The sequence below is a fragment of the Komagataeibacter swingsii genome, assembly GCF_003207895.1.
GTDB classification, from domain to species: domain Bacteria; phylum Pseudomonadota; class Alphaproteobacteria; order Acetobacterales; family Acetobacteraceae; genus Komagataeibacter; species Komagataeibacter swingsii.
On the sequence record NZ_NKUB01000006.1, the window covers coordinates 128,257 to 147,441 of the forward strand.

The following is a 19,185-nucleotide window of genomic DNA, read 5'->3' on the forward strand; positions in this document are numbered from 1 at the left end:
TCGCTGGATATCCGCATGGGGGAAATGACGGCCCTGCTGGGGCCGAATGGCGCGGGCAAGACCACGTTGCTGCGCCTGCTGCTGGGCCTTGCGCGCCCGGATTCAGGGCAGGTCTGGCTGGATGGCAGGCCCATGGCTCACTGGTCCCGGCGGGATGTCGCCCGTCGCATCGCCTATGTACCGCAGGGGCATGTGCCGCTGTTTCCCTATAGCGTGCGCGATATCGTGGGCATGGGGCGGCTGGCGGAAACGCCGTTTGCCCCCACGCTGCATGAACGCGACCGGGTGGCGGTGGCGCATGCGCTGGCGGAACTGTCGATCACCCATCTGGCCGCGCGGCCCTATACCGAACTGTCCGGCGGGGAACGGCAGGCCGTGCTGCTGGCGCGCGCGGTGGCGCAGGGGGGGCATATCCTGATTCTGGATGAACCGGAAACCGGCCTTGATTACGGGCAGAAGCTGCGGCTGTACGCCCTGTTGCGCAGGCTGGCGGCACAGGGCCGCGCCATAGTCGCCACCACGCATGACCCGATTCAGGCCGCGGGCATATTCGATCGCGCCATCCTGCTGCGTCATGGCCGGGTCATGGCGGATGGGCCGGCCGCATCCCTGCTGGCGCCCCCCATGCTGGAGCGGCTTTACGCGCGACAGGACCAGGCAAAAATCGAAGAAAGTTTTTGGTGACGCTTTTTTCAGAAAGCTTCACCAGAACGCCGCTTTTTTGAAAAAAAAGGCAGCACCCAAAAACTTTTGTTTTTTAAAACAGTCTTTTAACGACCGTAAGGGTTGGTATCGACGCGCACGGCCTTGCCGGTACGGTCATAATACAGGATGGCGTTGCCACGTCTCTCCGCATAGCCGTCCGGCTCCCCGGTGGGGGTCCAGAACAGCAGGCGGTTCAGGTCCGGCTGCTCCTTGATCCTGTCACCCGGCGGGATGTAGCGGTACTGGCTGTAATCCATGTGCAGTCGCGGCAGCGGTGGCTTCTTGGAAAGCTGGTGCATGGAAAAATGACGCTGCGAGGCCTCGCCGGGGTCTTCGTTGCCGGCATCGGCATGACCGGCATCAGCCATCGCCACATCTGGTACGACAGGGGCACATAATACGCCCAGCAGAACCAAGTGCCGTAACCTGATTGACATGCGTGCTGGCCTTTCCATCATCCCTGATTGCGGGCCACCATCCTCCTTTTCCATGCCCGACGCAATATCCCGCACCGAAAGGGGTGGGTTACTGGAATGGCAGGTAACGGAAGTCAAAGAAGATTTCGCTCAGGCTGGTTGTCGGCGCGCCACCCATGCCGCCCCATGTATGCACACGTGAATAGGCAAGCTGCGTGCCTGCCTGCACCGTGCCGTACTGGCCGTGGATGAAGCGGTACCATGCGCCGATGGTGAACTCCTCCACCGAACGGATGTTGGCGGTGCAGTTGCCCAGCGCTGCGCTGACCGCATCGGAGGTTTCCGTCTCGCACCCGGTATTGTTCGCCATGGGGTTGCCATAGCCATAGGCCTGCCCATCCGAATCAAAATAGCTGCGACCCGAACGCTGCATGCCGAAATAGCCGTACACATCAAGCTGCTTGTTCGGATGCGCGATCACGCCCGCAGTTGTCTGCGCGCTGGCCAGCAGGGCGGGCGCGCCATTGGCCCGCAGCGTGGCGTCAGGCAGCAGGACCGAGCCGTAGCGGCCGATGCCGCGCCCCGCCAGCCCCGCCAGCCGTACTTCCAGCCGGTGTGGAATGACCGGCAGGATCATCGACCCGCCAGCCCCCCATGCAATGGCGGTATGGTTTTCGCCTACGCCATTGATGACGGAACGGTCGTGGGGGAAGTGCAGCAGCCCCTCGATTTCGTAATGGCCCCATGTCGGGTCCCACGCCACCTTGCCGATGATGTCGGGGGCGATTTCGTTGGAATAGTTGGTGGTGTTGCTGCTCAGCCCCACGCCGTTGGAGCCGACCTTGGCATAGTTGCCGCTGCCGGGCAGGCCATACTCCCCGTTATCCCCCGCCGCGGAAAAGCCGGTCGTGTCATAGATGGTGGCCGGGTTTTCAATCGAGAACCCCGTCCAGACGCGATGGTTCATGAAATCCTTGACCACGCGCACCTGCCACTGCCGCGACCATGTCTGCCCCGCCAGGATGGAGGATTCGATCGTTTCGGGCAGGCTTTCCTGTCGGGGCACGATACCCACGCGGTCAGGCGTGAGCATGGTCCAGGCCTGGCCGATCAGGAAATGCATGTTGGCGTGCGAATCATCCAGCGTCAGGTAAGCCTGCCGCAGCCGGGGCACGTAGGAATTGCTTTCATACGGGTTGGTGGTTTCGGCACTGGCGCCAAAATCCGTTTCCACGAAGCCCGCCACCGTCAGGTGCGGGTTGAGCTGCCCCCGCGCCATGAGCGAGAAGCGCGAATACCGCGCATCGCCATTGAAGTTGGTGGTGTGGAAATTCGAGCTGTCGCGGAAGGGAATGGCGTTCCAGTAGTTGAATATGCCCGATGAAACCTGCCGGTTTTCCACCAGTGCCGCCGCATCGAAGAAGCCACCAAGGATGATGGACACGGGACCGAGGTGGAACACCTTGCTGCCCAGCGCGCCAGCCGACTGCGCGCCCACGGTTTCGCGGTTATGCGGGCCGACATTGTTGTTGGCCATGTGGGCGATCAGGTCTTCCTCGCGGTGCGCCACGACCGATTCATAGGTCGGCTGGTCGCCCGGTTCGGATAGCGGGTCGGAATGGCCGCCGATACGCGGGCGCGCCATGGGTTCGATCCCCCCCGCCTGGGATGACGCGGCGCGCCCTTCCACCGGGGTCCAGCCGCCGCGTACATGCCCGCCCGATCCCGTGACCTCCAGCGCATGGCCGCCATGGGCTGCGGTGCCGCCCATCTGGGCGCGGTGCTGGATGATCTGCTGGCGCATGGCCTGCAGGCTTTTCTGCAGCGCCATCTGCTGCTGCTGTAGCTGCTCCATCTGGCGTTCCATGATATCCAGTGATTCTGGATCTTCATCAGCCCAGGCAGGAAGCGGGGCCAGAACGGAACACACCATCAGCACGTGCGACAGGCGCACGGGCCGGGTTATGGAAAAGGACGGAATCCGCATGTACTGCCAGGGGGCCCCAAATCAGGTTTCATAGAATATTATGTCAAAACATTTCCGGACAAAGGGGTAAATGATATTTTCTTTTAATATCGGCCCGGCCCCTGTCCCGTGCCGTGTAGCAGGATGATAATATGACGGGGCAGGGCCGTATTATTGATCTAATGTTACAAAATGTCAGGGCGGCGCGCCGTCATGGCATGCACGGCGTCGTGCCAGAACAGGTCCTCGGGCGCGGGGGTGACATTGCCGTTGTCCACCGGGCCGAAGCCTGCGCGTTGCAGCAGGACCGACAGCATGCGGCGGCGGTCCCCTTCATCCAGCGCCTGCCACAGCGCCGTGGCCTTCTGCGGGATGAAGCGGTCGCCGAATGTAATGACGATCAGGCCGCCGGGTTGCAGCACGCGGGCGATTTCGCGAAAGACATGCACGGGCTGGCGCAGGTAGGGCGCCACGTCGCACAGCAGGGCGGCATCCATGCTTTCATCCGCCAGCGGCAGGTCGGGCGTTTCGTTCATGTCCTCCATCACGCGGTCGGTCAGGCGCGGGTTGCCGTCCAGCGCCTGCGCGTTGACGCCTATGCCGATCACGCTGTCGAATTCCATGTCGGGCGGCAGGTGGCTGTCCGGTCCGGCCATGATGTCGAGGATATTGCCATCTTCGGGCAGCAGCGTGCGGTACAGCGCGGTAATGGCGCGTAAGCGCGCCCTGGTCCAGCATGGGGCCTGCGGGCCTGCGGGAATAGAATGCCGTATCGGGTTCAGCCGAGGCGGCGGTGAAGGAATGCGGGTGGAACCCGTGCAGGTCGTTCATGAATGTGCCAGACAGTACGGAAGTAACAACGCCATATGCGGGGGCGTATTATCATGCGCCCGGCCGCAGGGAACAGGAGAAAAGCACAATGGCCCGCATGATCCATTCGATGATACGCGTGCGTGACGAAGCCGCGAGCCTTGCATTCTATGACACGGCCTTTGGCCTGAAGGTGGCCGACCGGCTTGTTTTCGACACTTTCACCCTTATCTACCTGTCCAATGATGAACAGACGTTCGAACTGGAACTGACCGTAAACCATGACCGCACCACGCCCTACGACCCTGGCGACGGGTACGGCCACCTTGCGGTGTCGGTCGCGGATGTGGACGCCGAACATGCCCGCCTTGCGGCCGCGGGCCTGTCTCCGCTGGCGGTAAAGGACATGTCGTGCGGGGAGCGGTTCGTGGGCCGGTTCTTCTTCATGACCGACCCGGATGGCTACAGGATTGAAGTATTGCAGCGCGGCCGGCCGGGGCGTTTTCTCTGATCAGGCTTGCAAGGCCGCGCACGGGGTGCCATCCCGCTCGCATATATGGATGGGTTGGCCCTATACAGGACGGATGATGACCGGTTTTCTCAAGATGCACGGGCTGGGCAATGATTTTGTGGTGGTGGATGAACGCGTCCACCGCCATGACCTGACACCTGCCCGGATCGCCGCGTTGTCCGACCGCCATGCCGGCATTGGCTGCGACCAGTTCGTGACCCTGCGCCCCGCCTGCGCGGAAGGGGCGGACGTGTTCGTGCGTTTCTTCAACGCCGACGGGTCGGAATCGGGGGCGTGCGGCAATGCCTCGCGCTGTGTGGCCGACCTGCTGGCGCGCGAAACGGGTCAGGACCATGTCGGGCTGCAGACCCGCGCGGGCGTGCTGCATGCCACCATCATCCGTCCCGGCCTGGTGACGGTGGACATGGGCACGCCCGCGCAGGGCTGGGCGGATGTGCCGCTGGCAAAGGCAATGGATACGCTGCACCTGCCCATCGCGGGCGATCCGGCCGCCGTGTCCATGGGCAACCCGCATGCGACCTTTTTCATGCCCGCCGCCGATGCCATGGACCCATGCATGGCAGGCCCGGATCTGGAACACCACCCCCTGTTCCCCCAGCGCGCCAATATCGGTTTCGCCCATGTCACCGGCCGTGACGCCATGCGGCTGCGGGTATGGGAACGCGGCAGCGGCCTGACGCGGGCCTGCGGGTCGGGCGCGTGCGCCGCCGTGGTCAACGCCGTGCGGCGCGGGTTGGTGGAGCGGACCTGCGCCGTGGTGATGGATGGTGGCGCACTGACCATTACATGGCGTGAAGGCGACGGGCATGTGCTGATGACCGGCCCCGCGCAGACCAGCTTTACAGGCACGTTCAACCCGGAAGACTATCCCCGATGAAGAAGCCGGAAATCCTGACCTTCGGCTGTCGCCTCAACACATATGAAAGCGAGGTGATGCGCAATCACGCAGCCGGGCTGGACAATGTGGTGATCGTGAATACCTGCGCGGTAACAGGCGAGGCCGAGCGCCAGGCCCGGCAGGCCGTGCGTCGCGCCCATCGCGCCCGTCCCGACGCGCGCATCGTGGTCACGGGGTGCGCCGCCCAGATCGACCCCGACCGCTGGGCGGCGCTGCCCGGTGTCACCCGCGTGCTGGGCAACCGTGAGAAGCTGGACGCCGCAAGCTGGAGCGAAATGGCGCTGGGGCAGGGCAACGCCGTGTCCGACATCATGGCGGCACGCGAGACGGCGCCGCATCTGGTGACCGAATTCGCCGGTCGCACCCGCGCGTTCGTGGAGGTGCAGCAGGGCTGCGACCACCGCTGCACCTTCTGCATCATTCCCTTCGGGCGCGGGCCGTCGCGTTCGGTGCCCGTTGGCGTGGTGGTGGAGCAGGTGCGCGCGCTGGTGCGCTCTGGCTACCGGGAAGTGGTGCTGACCGGCGTGGACATTACCTCATGGGGGGATGACCTGCCGGGCCGGCCGCCGCTGGGGCAGTTGTGCCGCAGGCTGCTGGCGCTGGTGCCGGAACTGGAGCGGCTGCGCCTGTCCTCGGTCGATCCGGTGGAGATTGACGCGGACATATGGAAGCTGCTGGAAAACGAACCGCGCTTCATGCCCTACCTGCACCTGTCGCTGCAGGCGGGATGCGACATCATCCTCAAGCGCATGAAGCGCCGGCACCTGACGGCGGATGCGCAGGCCGTGGTGGCGCGCGCGCGGGCGCTGCGGCCCGATATCGGCATCGGGGCGGACATCATCGCCGGTTTCCCGACCGAGGACGAGGCGTTGTTCGAACAGACGCTCGATTTCGTGCGTGCGAATGCCCTGCCGTACCTGCACGTCTTTCCCTATAGTGAGCGCCCGGGCACGCCTGCGGCCCGCATGCCCGCCATTGCGGTGCCCGCGCGAAAAGAGCGTGCCGCCCGGTTGCGGGAGGCAGGGACACAGGCCGCGCGTGATTTCCATGCGCGGCTTATGGGGCGCACGCTGCGCGTATTGATGGAAACGGACACGGCGGGCCATAGCGAGGAATTCGCCCCCGTAAGGCTGGCGGATGGCGCGGTGTCCGTGGCCGGGCGCATCGAGACGGTGCGGCCGGTGGCGGTTGACGATAACGGACTGGTTGCGGAAATTCTCTGATATGGCACTTGGTTTCTTCTCACGTCTCAAGGCGGGGCTGTCGCGCTCCACCCAGAAACTCAGCGGCGGGCTGAGCGCCGTCTTCACCCGGCGCAAGCTCGATGACCAGGCGCTGGAGGATCTGGAGGACCTGCTGATTTCCGCCGACCTTGGCCCGAGTGTCGCGGAAAAGGTGATCGATTCCTTCCGCCGTTCCAAATTCGGCAAGGAAGTGACGGATGAGGAAGTGCGCCACGCACTGGCCGAAGAAATCGCCACCATCCTCCAGCCCGTCGCCATCCCGTTCGAACCCGACCCCAAGCACAAGCCGCATGTGGTGCTGGTGGTGGGCGTGAACGGCACCGGCAAGACCACCACCATCGGCAAGATGGCCCGCTTTTATGGCGAGCAGGGCAAGAAGGTGATGATGGTCGCGGGCGATACCTTCCGCGCCGCCGCCGTCGAACAGCTACAGGTCTGGGGCGAGCGCACGGGTGCCCCCGTGATTGCGGGCAAGCCCAACGCCGATGCGGCGGGGCTGGCGTTCGAGGCGCTTAAGCGCGCCACGGCGGAAAAGGCCGACCTGCTGCTGGTCGATACGGCGGGCCGGCTGCACAACAAGAGCGCACTGATGGAAGAACTGGCCAAGATCATCCGCGTCATGCGCAAGTTTGACGAAACCGCGCCCCATTCCGTACTGCTGGTGCTGGACGCCACCACGGGGCAGAACGCGGTGGAACAGGTGCGGGTGTTCAAGGAACTGGTCAATGTGACCGGACTGGTCGTGACCAAGCTGGATGGTTCGGCGCGCGGCGGGATCGTGGTGGCGCTGGCCGATGCGTTCGGCCTGCCGGTGCATCTGGTGGGTGTGGGCGAACAGGCCGATGACCTGCGCCCGTTCTCCGCCGAGGCGTTCGCCAAGGGGCTGGTTGGTGACTCGATCAAGGTCATTGAACGCGATGACGACACCAAGCCCGACGATGACGAGGGGGCAGACGTACCGCAGGAATATCCGCCGCAGGTCTGAACGTAGCTCTTACACTATAGGATATGTCATCCTAAAAATCGGCTGTTGGTAGGCGCTTTTTCGATTCTGTGAACAGCTGACGCCGGATTGTCGATATTGAATTGCAGAGGATAAATTCGCGTGACAGCCGATCTGGCCGGGATTTGCAGGCTACTGGGTCAATTTACAGGTACGGATCTGACCCGGACGCTTTCCCGGATTGAAGGCGACATCCGTGGCATGACTGCCGATAATTGCGCTGGCTTTCTGGAAGGGGCCGGAGCAGGGCAGGAAGTACTGTCTGCGGCGGCGGAAATGAAACGCCTAGCCGGGCAGATCGATGTCACGATCCATGCGTTAGGCATATTGCTTTGCCTTCCCCACATTCTGGAACCGGGCGAGCGGGTCGAATCCGTGTCCCTCGGGGCTGGTAATACGGGACGAAAATTCGACCTTGAAACCAATCTGCGTGTTGCGGAATTCAAGTTTATCAGGTGGCGTGGTGGACCCGAATCAATCCGCCAGAATGGCGTATTCAAAGATTATCTGCTGTTAGCAGCGGAGAAGATTACGAAACGTAAATATCTCTATCTGCTTGGCACCAAGCATGCGCTCAGGTTCCTGCGGGGTGGTCGGGCATTGTCGAGTATCCTGAGCAGGAATGTTAAACTGCAAAAAATATTTTTGGCTGAATTCGGCGACAAATTCCGCACCGTCGGAGAATATTACGCAGCGCAGGCGAACGCGAATGCCGTGCACATCGAGGATGTTTCTCCATGGCTGTCCGAACTGGCGGAAGAACTGATTGCGGAACCGCCCGTCGAGCCGGTTTGAACGACAGGACAGGGTCCGGGTAACATGATAAAAAAAGGGACCACCCCAAGGGGATGGTCCCTGACCTGAAAAAGTTTTTGGTGAAGCTTTTTCAAAAAGCTTCGAAGAACGCCGGCTTTTTGAAAAAAGGGAGCACCCGGAAACTTTTATGACTGGCCTTCAGATCGGCAGCGCGCGTTCAAAGATGTTTTCCAGCGCCATGATGCCTGGCAGCGTCTTGCCTTCCATCCATTCAAGGAAGGCCCCGCCCGCGCTGGAGATGTAGGAGATATGCTTCTCCACCCCCGCATGGCGCAGGGCGGAAACCGTATCCCCACCACCCGCGATGCTTTTCAGCGCACCGGAATCGGTCAGGCGCGCCACGTCGCGCGCCACCGCATTGGTCGCGGCGTCAAACGGCGTAATCTCGAACGCGCCCAGCGGGCCGTTCCAGACCAGCGTTTTCAGCGTCGCGATCTTCTGCTCGATCAGCCTGACCGTCTCCGGCCCGACATCCAGCATCATCGCGTCATCGGGAATGGCGGTGACGGGCACGGTAAGGGTCGGCACATCGGCCCTGAAATCGGTGGCGGTCACGGCGTCAACCGGCAGCACGATCTCGCAGCCCTTTTCCCGTGCTTTCGCAAGGATGTCGCGCGCGGTGTCGTGCATGTCCGCTTCCTGCAGCGACCGGCCGACATTCACCCCTTGGGCCGCAAGGAACGTGTTGGCCATCGCGCCACCGATGATCAGCATGTCCACCTTGGCCAGCAGGTTGCCGATCAGGTCGAGCTTGGTGGAAATCTTGGCCCCGCCCACGATGGCCCCCACCGGGCGCGCCGGGTTTTCCAGCGCGATGTTGAGCGCGTTGAGTTCCGTCTCCATCAGCCGCCCGGCAAAGGACGGCAGCAGGCGGGCCACGCCCTCGGTCGAGGCATGGGCGCGGTGGGCGGCGGAAAACGCATCATTGACATAGTAATCGGCAAGGGATGCGAATTCCTTTGCCAGCGCGGGATCGTTCTGTTCCTCACCGGGGTAGAAGCGGGTGTTTTCCAGCACCACCACATCGCCGTCCTGCATGGCGTTTACCGCCTGCTGCACCTTCGGGCCGATGCAGTCATCGACGAATGTGACCGGGCGGCCCAGCGCATCACCCAGCGCATCGGCGATTGGGCCAAGCGACATTTCCGGTACCGGCTTGCCCCTGGGGCGGTCGAAGTGACTGACGACAATCACCTTCGCACCCTTCTGGGCCAGTTCCTGAATGGTGGGCAGCAGGCGCAGGATGCGGGTGGCGTCCGTGATCTGGGCGTTGCGGACCGGAACGTTCAGATCGGCGCGCAGGAGAACCTTTTTGCCGGTGGCGTCAAGGTCATCCAGCGTCTTGAATGATGTGGCGCCCATTACAGTGCCCCGAATACGGCAGCCGTGTCGGCCATGCGGTTGGAGAAGCCCCATTCATTGTCATACCAGCTGCAGATGCGCACCAGCCTGCCGCCGTCGATCACGGCCGTCTGGGTCGCGTCAAAGGTGGACGATGCGGGGGAGTGGTTGAAATCCGTGCTGACCAGTGGCGCGGTGTTGTAGGCGAGGATGCCCTTCAGCGGGCCGGATTCGGATGCCGCGCGCAGCGCCTCGTTCACTTCCTCGACCGAGGCCGGGGCTTTCCTGGGCACGAAATCCAGCGAGACGAGCGAGACATTGGGCGTGGGCACGCGGATTGCGGTGCCATCCAGCCGGCCCTTCAGGTGCGGCAGCACCAGCCCCACGGCGCGCGCGGCCCCGGTGGAGGTCGGGATCATGTTCAGCGCTGCCCCGCGGGCGCGGCGCAGGTCCTTGTGCAGCGTATCCACCGTGCGCTGGTCGCCGGTATAGGAATGGATGGTGACCATGTAGCCGCATTCGATGCCGAATGTATCATCCAGCACCTTGGCTACCGGGGCCAGGCAGTTGGTGGTGCATGACGCATTGGAAATGACGGTCATGGCGGGTGTAAGCACATCCTGGTTCACGCCGAACACGATGGTGGCGTCCACGCCCGATGCCGGGGCGGACACGATCACCTTGCGGGCACCCGCCGTGATCAGTTGGGCGGCCTTTTCCTTGTCGGTGAAGCGGCCTGTGCATTCCAGCGCCACGTCCACGCCCTGGAACGGCACCTTCGTCGGGTTGGCCTCGGCCGAGACGGTGATGGGGTCGTAGGTGCGGCCGTTGGCGGTGATGATGATCTTGTCGCCCTCCACCTTCACATCGGCGGGAAAGCGGCCATGCACGCTGTCATAGGACAGCAGGTGTGCGTTGTCTGCCACGCTGCCGAGGTCATTGATGGCAACGGGCACGACATCGGTGCGCCCGCTTTCGATAATGCCACGCAGCACAAGGCGACCAATGCGACCGAAACCGTTTATTGCGACTTTAACAGCCATTTTCTTATTTTCTCCGTAAGGTCTGACATTTCACACACTGGCATCGACCGATGCCATCCCGGGCGGCGCGCCGTTTCCTCCCGCGGTTTCAACCAGGGCGTCGGCATGGGGGCGGACCAGCCGCAATGCGTCGTGGCAGATCCGTTCCGGCGTGATGCCGGCAGGGCTGTCTGGCCGGTCGGGGGCGTAGGACGCCCCGAATCCGTCAATACCGACAAACAGCCCGTCCGTTCCAAGCCATCGTTCCCATCCAAACCCTGAAGCGGCCTCTATCCCGATCCGGGGTGCCGTTCCCAGCACGGCGGCACGATACGTCATTTTTTGCACGGCGAACAGTTCCCAGCATGGAAGGGAGACGACAGCCGCCGCAACCCCCGCGTCCCGCAGCAGTTTGCGCGCCGCCAGCGCCAGTATGACCTCATGCCCCGTGGCGATCAGCGTGACCTGTCGCGCGCCTTCGGCTTCGGCCAGCACGTAGCCGCCGCGCGCGCACAGGTTGGTCAGCCCGTGCTGTTCACGCTCAGGGGCCGCGGAAGTTGCCAGCGCGGGGGCGGATTCCAGCGTCAGCAGGCTTGGCCCGCTGGTCCGCCGCAGCGCCAGTTCCATGCATTCCATGGTCTCGCGGTGGTCGGCGGGGCGGAAAACCGCGACATTGGGCATGGCGCGCAGGCTGGCAAGCTGTTCCACCGGCTGGCCGCCGCCCGCCCCGTCGCCGCGCAGCAGGTCGTCATCGGTCAGCAGGTAGATCACCTGCCGGTCCGTCATGGCGGCGTAGCGCAGGGCGGGACGCATGCGGTCCACCGCGATGATGGTCGATGTGCCGAACGCCAGCAGCCCGTCATGCATGGCGATGCCGTTGAGCAGGGCAGCCATGCCATGCACCTGCGTCCCGCATGACAGGTCCATTTCGCTGCCGCTGCGGCGGGTGGCGGGCAGGTCAGCCAGCATGCCACGGCGTGAACGCAGGCAGATCAGTTCGGGCAGGAGTTCATGCAGCGTCTCGAGTCCCCGCTGTGCGGCAAAGGTGGGGGAAACCCGGGCGATCGCGCTGCCCTGTTCCCGCCATGACCGCTGCCAGTCTGGCTGCCAGAAGGCGGGACGCTGGTTGCGGGCCATGCGTTCGAATTCGGCTTTCTGCCTGTCCTTGAGCAGCCTGCGCAGCCATGACCGCCGCGCGCTGGCCCCCCGGCGCGCCGCCCCCGCCCACAGGCCCGGATCATCGACAAAGGGCGGCGGGTCGGTTTCGGGGGCGGCGATGCAGGCGATCAGGCAGGGCTTGTGCGTGCGCTGCGACGACGTGATGGCCGCCGCGATCTGTTCGGAACTGGCCGCGTTCACCTTCCTGACCGACCAGCCCGATGCGCTGTAGCGCGGCAGGATGGCGTCCACGGCCTCGCGCTCGCTCAGCCACAGGCCAACGACCAGCGTGACACGGTCCAGCCCCATCTGGCCCGCAAGGGCGGCGCTTTCCAGCGCGACGCCAGTGGACAGTTCCGTCCAGCAGCCCAGCCCCCAGATACGGTGGTTGACCAGCGAACGGCCGAACCGTGCCGCAAGGACCTGTTCCGCCAGCGCCATGCCGATCGCCGTCCCCAGCCCCTGCCCGCTGGGGCCGCAGGCCTGCCGGTCGTGACGGGGGGATGCCGGGTCGTCCGCGTGCGGCGGCAGGGGGGCCTGCCCCGACAGTTCGGCCATGATGCGCGGCAGTACATGATAACGTGGGGAAGACACCACCAGGCGGTCCCGGTCCGGCCATTCGGGGCTGGCGGGATCGAAGCGGAGGAAGCGACTCCACAGCACCGCGCAGAAATCGGCCATGACCTGCGCATGCGGGGCATAGCGGCGGTCTGGTTCGTGGGTGCTGATGGCGTGGCGGATCGCCGTCGCCAGCCGCTGGGGCATGCTGGGGGCGGCGGGGTAGGCCGTGGGGAGGGGCGTGCTGGCTAGGTCTTCAGGCATCGGCGTCGTCCATTGGTCAGGGAATGATCGGTCGGAGCCGCTTTCGCATGACTACTGCGCCGCGCGGGTGGCGGCAACATTGCGGTGTTGTTCCACTATGCCGCGCGGGGGGGATACTGTATCGGTAGGGGGCCATGCCCCGTCCGTCCCCGCGCCCTGTCCGCCGTGCCCTTCTTGTCGCAGCCGCCTGCCTGCCGGTCATGGGCGGATGCAAGCTGGTCAGCCAGAAAACATTCAACCGCCACGCGGGCGACCCGCCGCAGCTGCCACAGCCGCCGCCGCCGCCCGTGCCCGGCATCGACCGCCCCGCGCTGGTCACCATCGTGGCGGGCACGCCTGATACACAGTGGAAACCCGCCGTTCGCGCCGCCGTGGCCGATGCCCTGTCGCGCAAGCCCAATGCGCTGTTCACCATTGTGGTCAGCGTGCCCGACCGGGCCGATGGCAGCGTGCCTGACATGCAGAAGGTGGTGGACGCCAACGGCCAGCCGGTCCTGCAGGCGGTGATGGATGCTGGCGCCGGTGGCAGCCAGACGGAGATGGATGCCCGCAGTGTGCCTGCGAACAATGCAACCCAGGTCTGCATTTACGTGGAGTAGTCCAATGCGGTTTTGCAATTTTTGCCCCCATCATGCCATAAAGGGTGGTCCGCCGGCGGTTAATCCCCGGCGATAGCGCCGCGTGAGGGGAGCCTCATCCCCCCGGCGCGGGTCCCCCGCGATGGTGGCCATCATGAATGAAGACCCCGTGAACAGACCGGGGTGTGCATGGAGAAAAGCAGCAGTGTCCAGTAATCAAGTGGATGGGCATCCGTTCTTCCGGTTCTGCCGGACGGCGCTGGAGAATATCCGCGCGCAGGGTCGATACCGGCAGTTCACCCCACTGGCACGCCAGGCCGAGCGTTATCCCCTGTATGACCAGCCGGAAACACAGGCCACTCCGTCAACCCCCGCCTGCCCGCAGGACCGGGAGGTCGTGGTCTGGTCCTCCAACGACTATCTGGGCATGGGCGTCGATCCCGTGGTGGTCGAAGCCGCGATTCAGGCTATCCACGAACACGGCGCGGGCGCGGGCGGCACGCGCAACATCGCGGGCACCAGCCCGGTCCATACCGCGCTGGAAGCCGAAATGGCCGACCTGCATGGCAAGGAGGCGGGCCTGCTGTTCGTGTCCGGCTATGTCTCCAACCAGGCGACGCTGCAGACGATCCTGAGCAGCATGCCCGGCTGGATCTGCTTTTCCGACCGGCTGAACCATGCCTCCATGATCGCGGGGATCAAGGGCGCGCGCGGTTCGACCACGGTCATCTATGAACATAACGACCTTGCCGACCTTGAGGCCAAGCTGGCCGCGGCCCCCAGGGACGTGCCCAAGCTGATCGCGTTTGAAAGCGTGTATTCCATGGACGGCGACATATCCGACATCGCCGGCACATGCGCGCTGGCGCGCAAGTATAATGCCATCACCTACCTGGACGAAGTGCATGCGGTGGGCCTGTACGGGGACCAGGGCGGCGGCGTGTCCGAACGCGACGGCGTGGCCGGTCAGGTGGACATTATCGAAGGCACGTTGGCCAAGGGCTTTGGCGTGCATGGCGGCTACATCACGGCGACCAGCGATATTGTCGAATACCTGCGCCTGTCGGCTTCGGGCTTCATCTTCACCACCGCCCTGCCGCCCGCAGTTGTGGCGGCGGCGCTGGCCAGCGTGCGGCTGGTGCGCAAGGATGGCTGGCGGCGCGAACGCATGTTCGAACGTGTCAACACCTTCCGCGAAAAGCTGCGCAAGGCAGGCATTCCCTTCACCATGACGCCAAGCCATATCGTGCCGATCCCGGTGGGCGACGCCCAGCGCTGCCGTGAGCTGAGCGACCGGCTGCTCAATGATTACGGGATCTACGCAACCCCCATCAACTACCCCACCGTGCCGCGTGGCACCGAACGCCTGCGCCTGACGCCGGGGCCGTTCCATACGGATGCGATGATGGACGACATGGTGGCGGCCCTGTCCCACCTGCTGCGCATCAACGACCTTGCCGCGCAGCCCGTCGCCGCCATGGCCTGAACCATTGGCTCGCGCCCGGCATGGCCGGGGCGCGGGCTGGCCGGGCGCGTGGGTCAGCGGCTCTGCGCAATCGCCTTTTTCAGTTCGTCGTAGCTGACCGCGCCCGGAATGATCTGGCGGGCGTTGAAGACGAAGGTCGGCGTGCCATCCAGCCCGATGGCGCGGGCCAGTTCCATGTTCGCCTGCAGGATGGCCGTGACCTTCGGGCCGTTCATGTCGCTGGCCAGGGTCGCGGCATTCAGCCCGGACTGGGTGGCCAGCGTGCGCATCCGGTCGGTCGTGGGGGTGACGGAATCATTCATGATGGCCGCCTGCATGCGGAAATACGCAGGCTGGCCGCCCTGGACGAAGGCGGCCACCAGCGCCTGTGACGCGATCAGGCTGTTCTGCCCCAGCACGGGAATGACCTTTTCCACGATCCGCAGGTCCCTGTCTTCCCTTGTCAGGCGGTCAAGGTCGGGCAGCACCTTGCGGCAGTACGGGCAGCGCGGGTCATAGAATTCCACAACCGTTGTATGCCCTGTGGCATTCCCCAGTATCGCATCGCTGGCCGCGGGCGCCAGCAGGTCGGCGCGGTGGCTTTCCAGCGCGCTGCGGGCGGCGTTTTGCTGGGCCGCATTGGCGTTGTTGCGCAGCGCCGTGATCGCATCGGACAGGATGGTGGGGTCGGTTTTCAGCGCATTGCGCATGATTTCCACGATTTCCTGCCGCTGCGCGGGGGTGAAGCTTCCGGTGTCGGCGGCATGCCCCGCGCCGGGCGCGGCGGTGGCCGTAATGGTCATCGCCCCCGCGCCAAGCAGGGCATTCAGCAGGCGCGGGCGGTACCGGCGGGGGGAAATGAATGTCACGGGTTTGCTCCGTTGTCATGTCGGGATAATGTGTCTGTAAAGGATCGGGCACATGAAAGGAATGGGCGATGGTGGGAAACGGGGCAGGCTGCCTGTTGCCGACGGCCCGTAAGGCCGGTAAGTCGTGATGGGGCTGCCATGATCGCGCGGTCGTGCAACGACCCGTCCGGTTCATCAAAGCCGACCTGCCCATTGGAGAAGTGTTGCGTGCCAGAGCATTCGATCCCCCCTGTTGCCCGTCGGTACATGCGTGCGGCGCTTTCGGCTGTTCTGGCCGTCTCGGTTGCCGGTTGCGCCGGGCACCGCTATTCCCCCATGCGGCTTGTGTCGCATATGTTCGGCCCTTCCCCCGGCGCGCTGATCGGCACCGTTTCGTCGGATGAACCGCAGGCCACGCTGGTCGGGCGCGATATCCTGCAACGCGGCGGCAACGCGGCGGATGCCGCCACGGCCATGGGGCTGGCGCTGTCGGTAACACTGCCGTCGCGGGCGTCGCTGGGGTCGGGCGGGGCGTGCCTTGCCTATCGTCCGGGTGACCAGAACGGGGGCCGCGCCTTCATGTTCCTGCCCGTCGCGGGCACGGTGACAGCCCCAGACATGCCACATGCCGACCGTCCGGCCGCAGTCCCGATGCTGGCGCGCGGGCTGTACCTCATGCACCTGCAATACGGGTCGGCCGCGTTCTCTGAACTGGTGCCCGATGCGATCACGCTGGCGGCCAACGGCATCAATGTCAGCCGGCAACTGGCCGGTGACCTTGCCGCGGTGCAGGTGCCGCTGCTGGCCGACCCGGCCATCCGCGCGGTTTTCAGCCGCTCGGATGGCAAGGCGCTGGCGGAAGGGGACGCGCTGGTGCAGACCCATCTGTCCGGCGCGCTGGACCAGATCCGCAGCATGGGCGTGGGCGACCTGTATAATGGCGCGCTGGGGCAGTCCTTTGTCGCGGGCAGCCAGGGCGCGGGCGGCGGGTTGCAGATGTCCGACATGCGCGGCGCCGTCCCGTCCGAGCGCCTGCCCCTGACCCTGGGCAGCGGGAATACGGAAGTCGCCTTCCTGCCGCCGCCGGCCGATGGGGGCCTGGGCAGCGCCGTGGCGTTCCGGGCTGCATCCTCGTCCGACGCGGCGACGCGCGCGCAGGCCAGCGTCGCGGCATGGCGGGCGCAGAACGGCAACCATGCCAGTGGCACGGGCGATGACATGACGGCCCGCGCGCAGGCTTTCGTCAATGGTGGCGGCGGTAGCGGCGGTGGGCTGCCCTCGCTTCCGGCATCGACATCGTTCACCGTGGTCGACCATTCGGGCATGGCCGTGGCGTGCAGCCTGAGCATGGACAACCTGTTCGGCACCGGGCGCATGGCGGGCAATACCGGCATCGTGCTGGGCGCATCCCCCGCGCGCCTGCCGCTGCCGCTGTTCACGGCGGCCATCGCCAGCCAAGGGCGCGCCTTCCGCGCCGTGGCGGCCGGATCGGGCCAGAATGACGCCGCCGCCGCCGTGGGGATCGCCATGCGCCAGATCCTGGCGGGACAGACGCCCGACGCCCATCCGGTCACGGCCCAGGGCCGCATCAATGCCGTATCATGCCCGCATGGCCTGCCGGGTGACGCCAGCACCTGCACCGCCGCAACCGACCCGCGTGGCGCGGGCCTGGCCATGGGGCCGCGCTAGGTCGCGGATTCATGGCCGCCGGGCATTATTATTCCCGGCGGAGGGGGGCGGGACCATTGTAAATGGTCCTGTTTTGTTCCATATTGGCCTGCATGACCTGCCGCCTGTTCCCAACAGGTGGCGCAGGACGGGATGCCCGTCCGGACTTCATCTTCTCAAGCATCAGGGTAGGCAGCGATGGCACAGGCTCCGGGTATAGACAAAAGCAAGGCCCTGGAAGGGGCCTTGAGCCAGATCGAACGGGCGTTTGGCAAGGGTTCGATCATGCGCATGGGCGAACGCCCGACCGAGCAGGTGGACGTGATTTCCACCGGGTCGCTGGGTCTGGACATCGCCCTGGGGATTGGCGGCCTGCCGCGTGGCCGCATCATCGAGATCTATGGCCCTGAAAGCTCGGGCAAGACCACCATGGCCCTGCACGCCATTGCGGAAGCCCAGCGCAAGGGGGGCACCTGCGCCTTCATCGACGCCGAGCACGCGCTTGACCCCGGTTACGCCCGCAAGCTGGGCGTGGATGTCGACAACCTGCTGATCAGCCAGCCCGACGCGGGTGAACAGGCGCTGGAAATTGCCGACACGCTGGTGCGTTCCGGCGCGGTTGACGTGCTGGTGGTCGACAGCGTGGCCGCCCTCGTGCCGCGCGCGGAACTGGAAGGGGACATGGGCGACAGCCATGTGGGCCTGCATGCGCGACTGATGAGCCAGGCGCTGCGCAAACTGACGGGGTCCGTCTCGCGTTCCAACACCATGCTGATCTTCCTCAACCAGATCCGGCTCAAGATCGGTGTGATGTTCGGCAGCCCCGAAACCACCACGGGTGGCAACGCGCTGAAATTCTATGCCTCCGTGCGCATGGATATCCGCCGTATCGGCTCGATCAAGGACAAGGACGAGGTCACGGGCAACCAGACGCGCGTCAAGGTGGTCAAGAACAAGATGGCCCCCCCCTTCCGCCAGGTCGAATTCGACATCATGTATGGCGAAGGGATCAGCAAGGTCGGCGAACTGATCGACCTGGGCGTGAAGGCGGGCATTGTCGAAAAGTCCGGGGCATGGTTCTCGTGCGATAGCCAGCGCATCGGGCAGGGGCGTGAAAACGCCAAGCAGTTCCTGCGCGAACACCCGGAAATGGCGGCCGATATCGAACGCCGCGTGCGTGAACAGGCGGGCGTTGTGGCGGAAGCCATGCTGGTTGGCCCCGACGAGGACGGCGTCGAGCATTGATCCCCTTGGCCTGTCCCGTTATGGCAGGCTATCGTTTTACGCCCGTGCGCAGCCGTGCAAGCGCACGGGACGGGAACTGGAAACGGGGGATTGGGGACAGCCGGAATGAAACCGCGTCTTGCGATGATCGGATTGCTGGCCTGCCTTGCCGCCTGTAGCGGGGGGCAGGACGACAATAATGATCCGGCCGATGTGGATGAATCCCCGCCCCCGCTGGGTTCCCACAGGGGGGCGCGGCATGTCGACCATGCCCGTGATGCGCTGCGCCCGCTATCGCGGCGCCTGCCCAAACCGCCCGATCCCACTGATGAAACCGGCACCGAAGCCTATCATGCCCCGCCCGATGCGGCGGCGATGCAGATGATCTCGTCAGGGTACGACCCCAATCAGGCGGGAGATGACGATAGCGGGTCCGGCAGTGACGACGGCAAGCATTTTGTCGTGCCCGATACCCAGGTCAGCTATGGCCGGCAGGGGCAGGGCAGCCACTGAAAAACAGACGTTTCCGGGTGCCGTCTTTTTTAAAAAGCTTCACCAGAAACGTCTGCTTTAGAGCATTCTGTGATTAGGTTGATGCATATCCTGAGTTTTTGAGGTAGTTGGCACATTCCTGTGGTGAGAAGCCTTTGATGAGTGAGCCGATGCGTT

At 64.7% G+C, this 19,185-nt stretch carries 17 protein-coding genes and 1 pseudogene; 11 read left to right on the top strand and 7 right to left on the bottom strand.

The window, feature by feature from the left end:
• A pseudogene (locus CFR76_RS07060) lies at positions 1 to 684 on the top strand (ABC transporter ATP-binding protein); the annotation flags it as partial.
• A gap of 86 nt (positions 685 to 770) precedes the next feature.
• On the opposite strand, the gene CFR76_RS07065 reads toward CFR76_RS07060, so the two are convergent.
• From CFR76_RS07065 to CFR76_RS07075, 3 genes are all read right to left on the bottom strand, one after another.
• Positions 771 to 1,073 carry a hypothetical protein gene (locus CFR76_RS07065; RefSeq protein ID WP_110556492.1) on the bottom strand — a complete coding sequence of 101 codons (303 nt, stop codon included), beginning with the start codon at positions 1,071 to 1,073 and terminating at the stop codon, positions 771 to 773.
• A gap of 157 nt (positions 1,074 to 1,230) precedes the next feature.
• On the bottom strand, positions 1,231 to 3,108 hold the full coding sequence (locus CFR76_RS07070) for a hypothetical protein (protein WP_110556493.1): 1,878 nt from the start codon (positions 3,106 to 3,108) through the stop codon (positions 1,231 to 1,233).
• A 164-nt stretch (positions 3,109 to 3,272) separates the two neighbouring features.
• Positions 3,273 to 3,743, bottom strand: a complete 471-nt coding sequence (locus CFR76_RS07075; protein WP_408884357.1) for a methyltransferase domain-containing protein — start codon at positions 3,741 to 3,743, stop codon at positions 3,273 to 3,275.
• Positions 3,744 to 4,006: 263 nt separating this feature from the next.
• On the opposite strand from CFR76_RS07075, the gene CFR76_RS07080 reads away from it, so the two are divergent.
• From CFR76_RS07080 to CFR76_RS07100, 5 genes are all read left to right on the top strand, one after another.
• On the top strand, positions 4,007 to 4,408 hold the full coding sequence (locus tag CFR76_RS07080; RefSeq protein WP_110556519.1) for a VOC family protein: 402 nt from the start codon (positions 4,007 to 4,009) through the stop codon (positions 4,406 to 4,408).
• Between the two features lie 73 nt (positions 4,409 to 4,481).
• Positions 4,482 to 5,306, top strand: a complete 825-nt coding sequence (gene dapF / locus CFR76_RS07085) for a diaminopimelate epimerase (protein ID WP_110556494.1) — start codon at positions 4,482 to 4,484, stop codon at positions 5,304 to 5,306.
• Entirely contained in the window at positions 5,303 to 6,550 is a 1,248-nt protein-coding gene (gene mtaB / locus CFR76_RS07090) for a tRNA (N(6)-L-threonylcarbamoyladenosine(37)-C(2))-methylthiotransferase MtaB (RefSeq protein WP_110556495.1), read from the top strand. Before dapF ends, mtaB begins: the two co-directional genes overlap by 4 nt.
• 1 nt (position 6,551) lies before the next feature.
• On the top strand, positions 6,552 to 7,556 hold the full coding sequence (gene ftsY / locus CFR76_RS07095) for a signal recognition particle-docking protein FtsY (protein WP_110556496.1): 1,005 nt from the start codon (positions 6,552 to 6,554) through the stop codon (positions 7,554 to 7,556).
• 120 nt (positions 7,557 to 7,676) lie between these two features.
• Positions 7,677 to 8,369: a hypothetical protein gene (locus CFR76_RS07100; protein WP_110556497.1), complete on the top strand. Its 693-nt coding sequence runs from the start codon at positions 7,677 to 7,679 to the stop codon at positions 8,367 to 8,369.
• A 159-nt stretch (positions 8,370 to 8,528) separates the two neighbouring features.
• On the opposite strand, the gene CFR76_RS07105 is transcribed toward CFR76_RS07100, so the two are convergent.
• The 3 genes from CFR76_RS07105 to CFR76_RS07115 are packed head-to-tail and all read right to left on the bottom strand — an operon-like array spanning position 8,529 to position 12,733.
• On the bottom strand, positions 8,529 to 9,752 hold the full coding sequence (locus CFR76_RS07105; RefSeq protein ID WP_110556498.1) for a phosphoglycerate kinase: 1,224 nt from the start codon (positions 9,750 to 9,752) through the stop codon (positions 8,529 to 8,531).
• A complete protein-coding gene (gap, locus tag CFR76_RS07110; RefSeq protein WP_110556499.1) occupies positions 9,752 to 10,774 on the bottom strand; it encodes a type I glyceraldehyde-3-phosphate dehydrogenase in 1,023 nt (340 codons plus the stop codon). Before gap ends, CFR76_RS07105 begins: the two co-directional genes overlap by 1 nt.
• A 30-nt stretch (positions 10,775 to 10,804) precedes the next feature.
• Complete coding sequence (locus CFR76_RS07115) at positions 10,805 to 12,733, bottom strand: transketolase-like TK C-terminal-containing protein (protein ID WP_110556500.1); 1,929 nt, start codon at positions 12,731 to 12,733, stop codon at positions 10,805 to 10,807.
• A 134-nt stretch (positions 12,734 to 12,867) separates the two neighbouring features.
• Here CFR76_RS07115 and CFR76_RS07120 point away from each other — a divergent pair, with 134 nt between their 5' ends.
• Both CFR76_RS07120 and hemA read left to right on the top strand, forming a co-directional pair.
• Positions 12,868 to 13,332: a hypothetical protein gene (locus CFR76_RS07120; protein WP_110556501.1), complete on the top strand. Its 465-nt coding sequence runs from the start codon at positions 12,868 to 12,870 to the stop codon at positions 13,330 to 13,332.
• A 133-nt stretch (positions 13,333 to 13,465) separates the two neighbouring features.
• Positions 13,466 to 14,797: a 5-aminolevulinate synthase gene (hemA, locus tag CFR76_RS07125; RefSeq protein WP_408884358.1), complete on the top strand. Its 1,332-nt coding sequence runs from the start codon at positions 13,466 to 13,468 to the stop codon at positions 14,795 to 14,797.
• A gap of 53 nt (positions 14,798 to 14,850) precedes the next feature.
• On the opposite strand, the gene CFR76_RS07130 is transcribed toward hemA, so the two are convergent.
• Entirely contained in the window at positions 14,851 to 15,645 is a 795-nt protein-coding gene (locus CFR76_RS07130; protein ID WP_110556503.1) for a DsbA family protein, read from the bottom strand.
• Positions 15,646 to 15,891: 246 nt separating this feature from the next.
• Between CFR76_RS07130 and CFR76_RS07135 the strand changes: the two genes are divergently transcribed.
• The 3 genes from CFR76_RS07135 to CFR76_RS07145 all read left to right on the top strand — a co-directional run bounded on the left by CFR76_RS07135 (position 15,892) and on the right by CFR76_RS07145 (position 19,029).
• On the top strand, positions 15,892 to 17,313 hold the full coding sequence (locus tag CFR76_RS07135) for a gamma-glutamyltransferase (RefSeq protein ID WP_110556504.1): 1,422 nt from the start codon (positions 15,892 to 15,894) through the stop codon (positions 17,311 to 17,313).
• A gap of 177 nt (positions 17,314 to 17,490) precedes the next feature.
• Entirely contained in the window at positions 17,491 to 18,537 is a 1,047-nt protein-coding gene (recA, locus tag CFR76_RS07140) for a recombinase RecA (RefSeq protein WP_025437464.1), read from the top strand.
• Positions 18,538 to 18,642: 105 nt separating this feature from the next.
• On the top strand, positions 18,643 to 19,029 hold the full coding sequence (locus tag CFR76_RS07145; protein ID WP_244191822.1) for a hypothetical protein: 387 nt from the start codon (positions 18,643 to 18,645) through the stop codon (positions 19,027 to 19,029).
• The last annotated feature ends 156 nt before the right edge of the window (positions 19,030 to 19,185 follow it).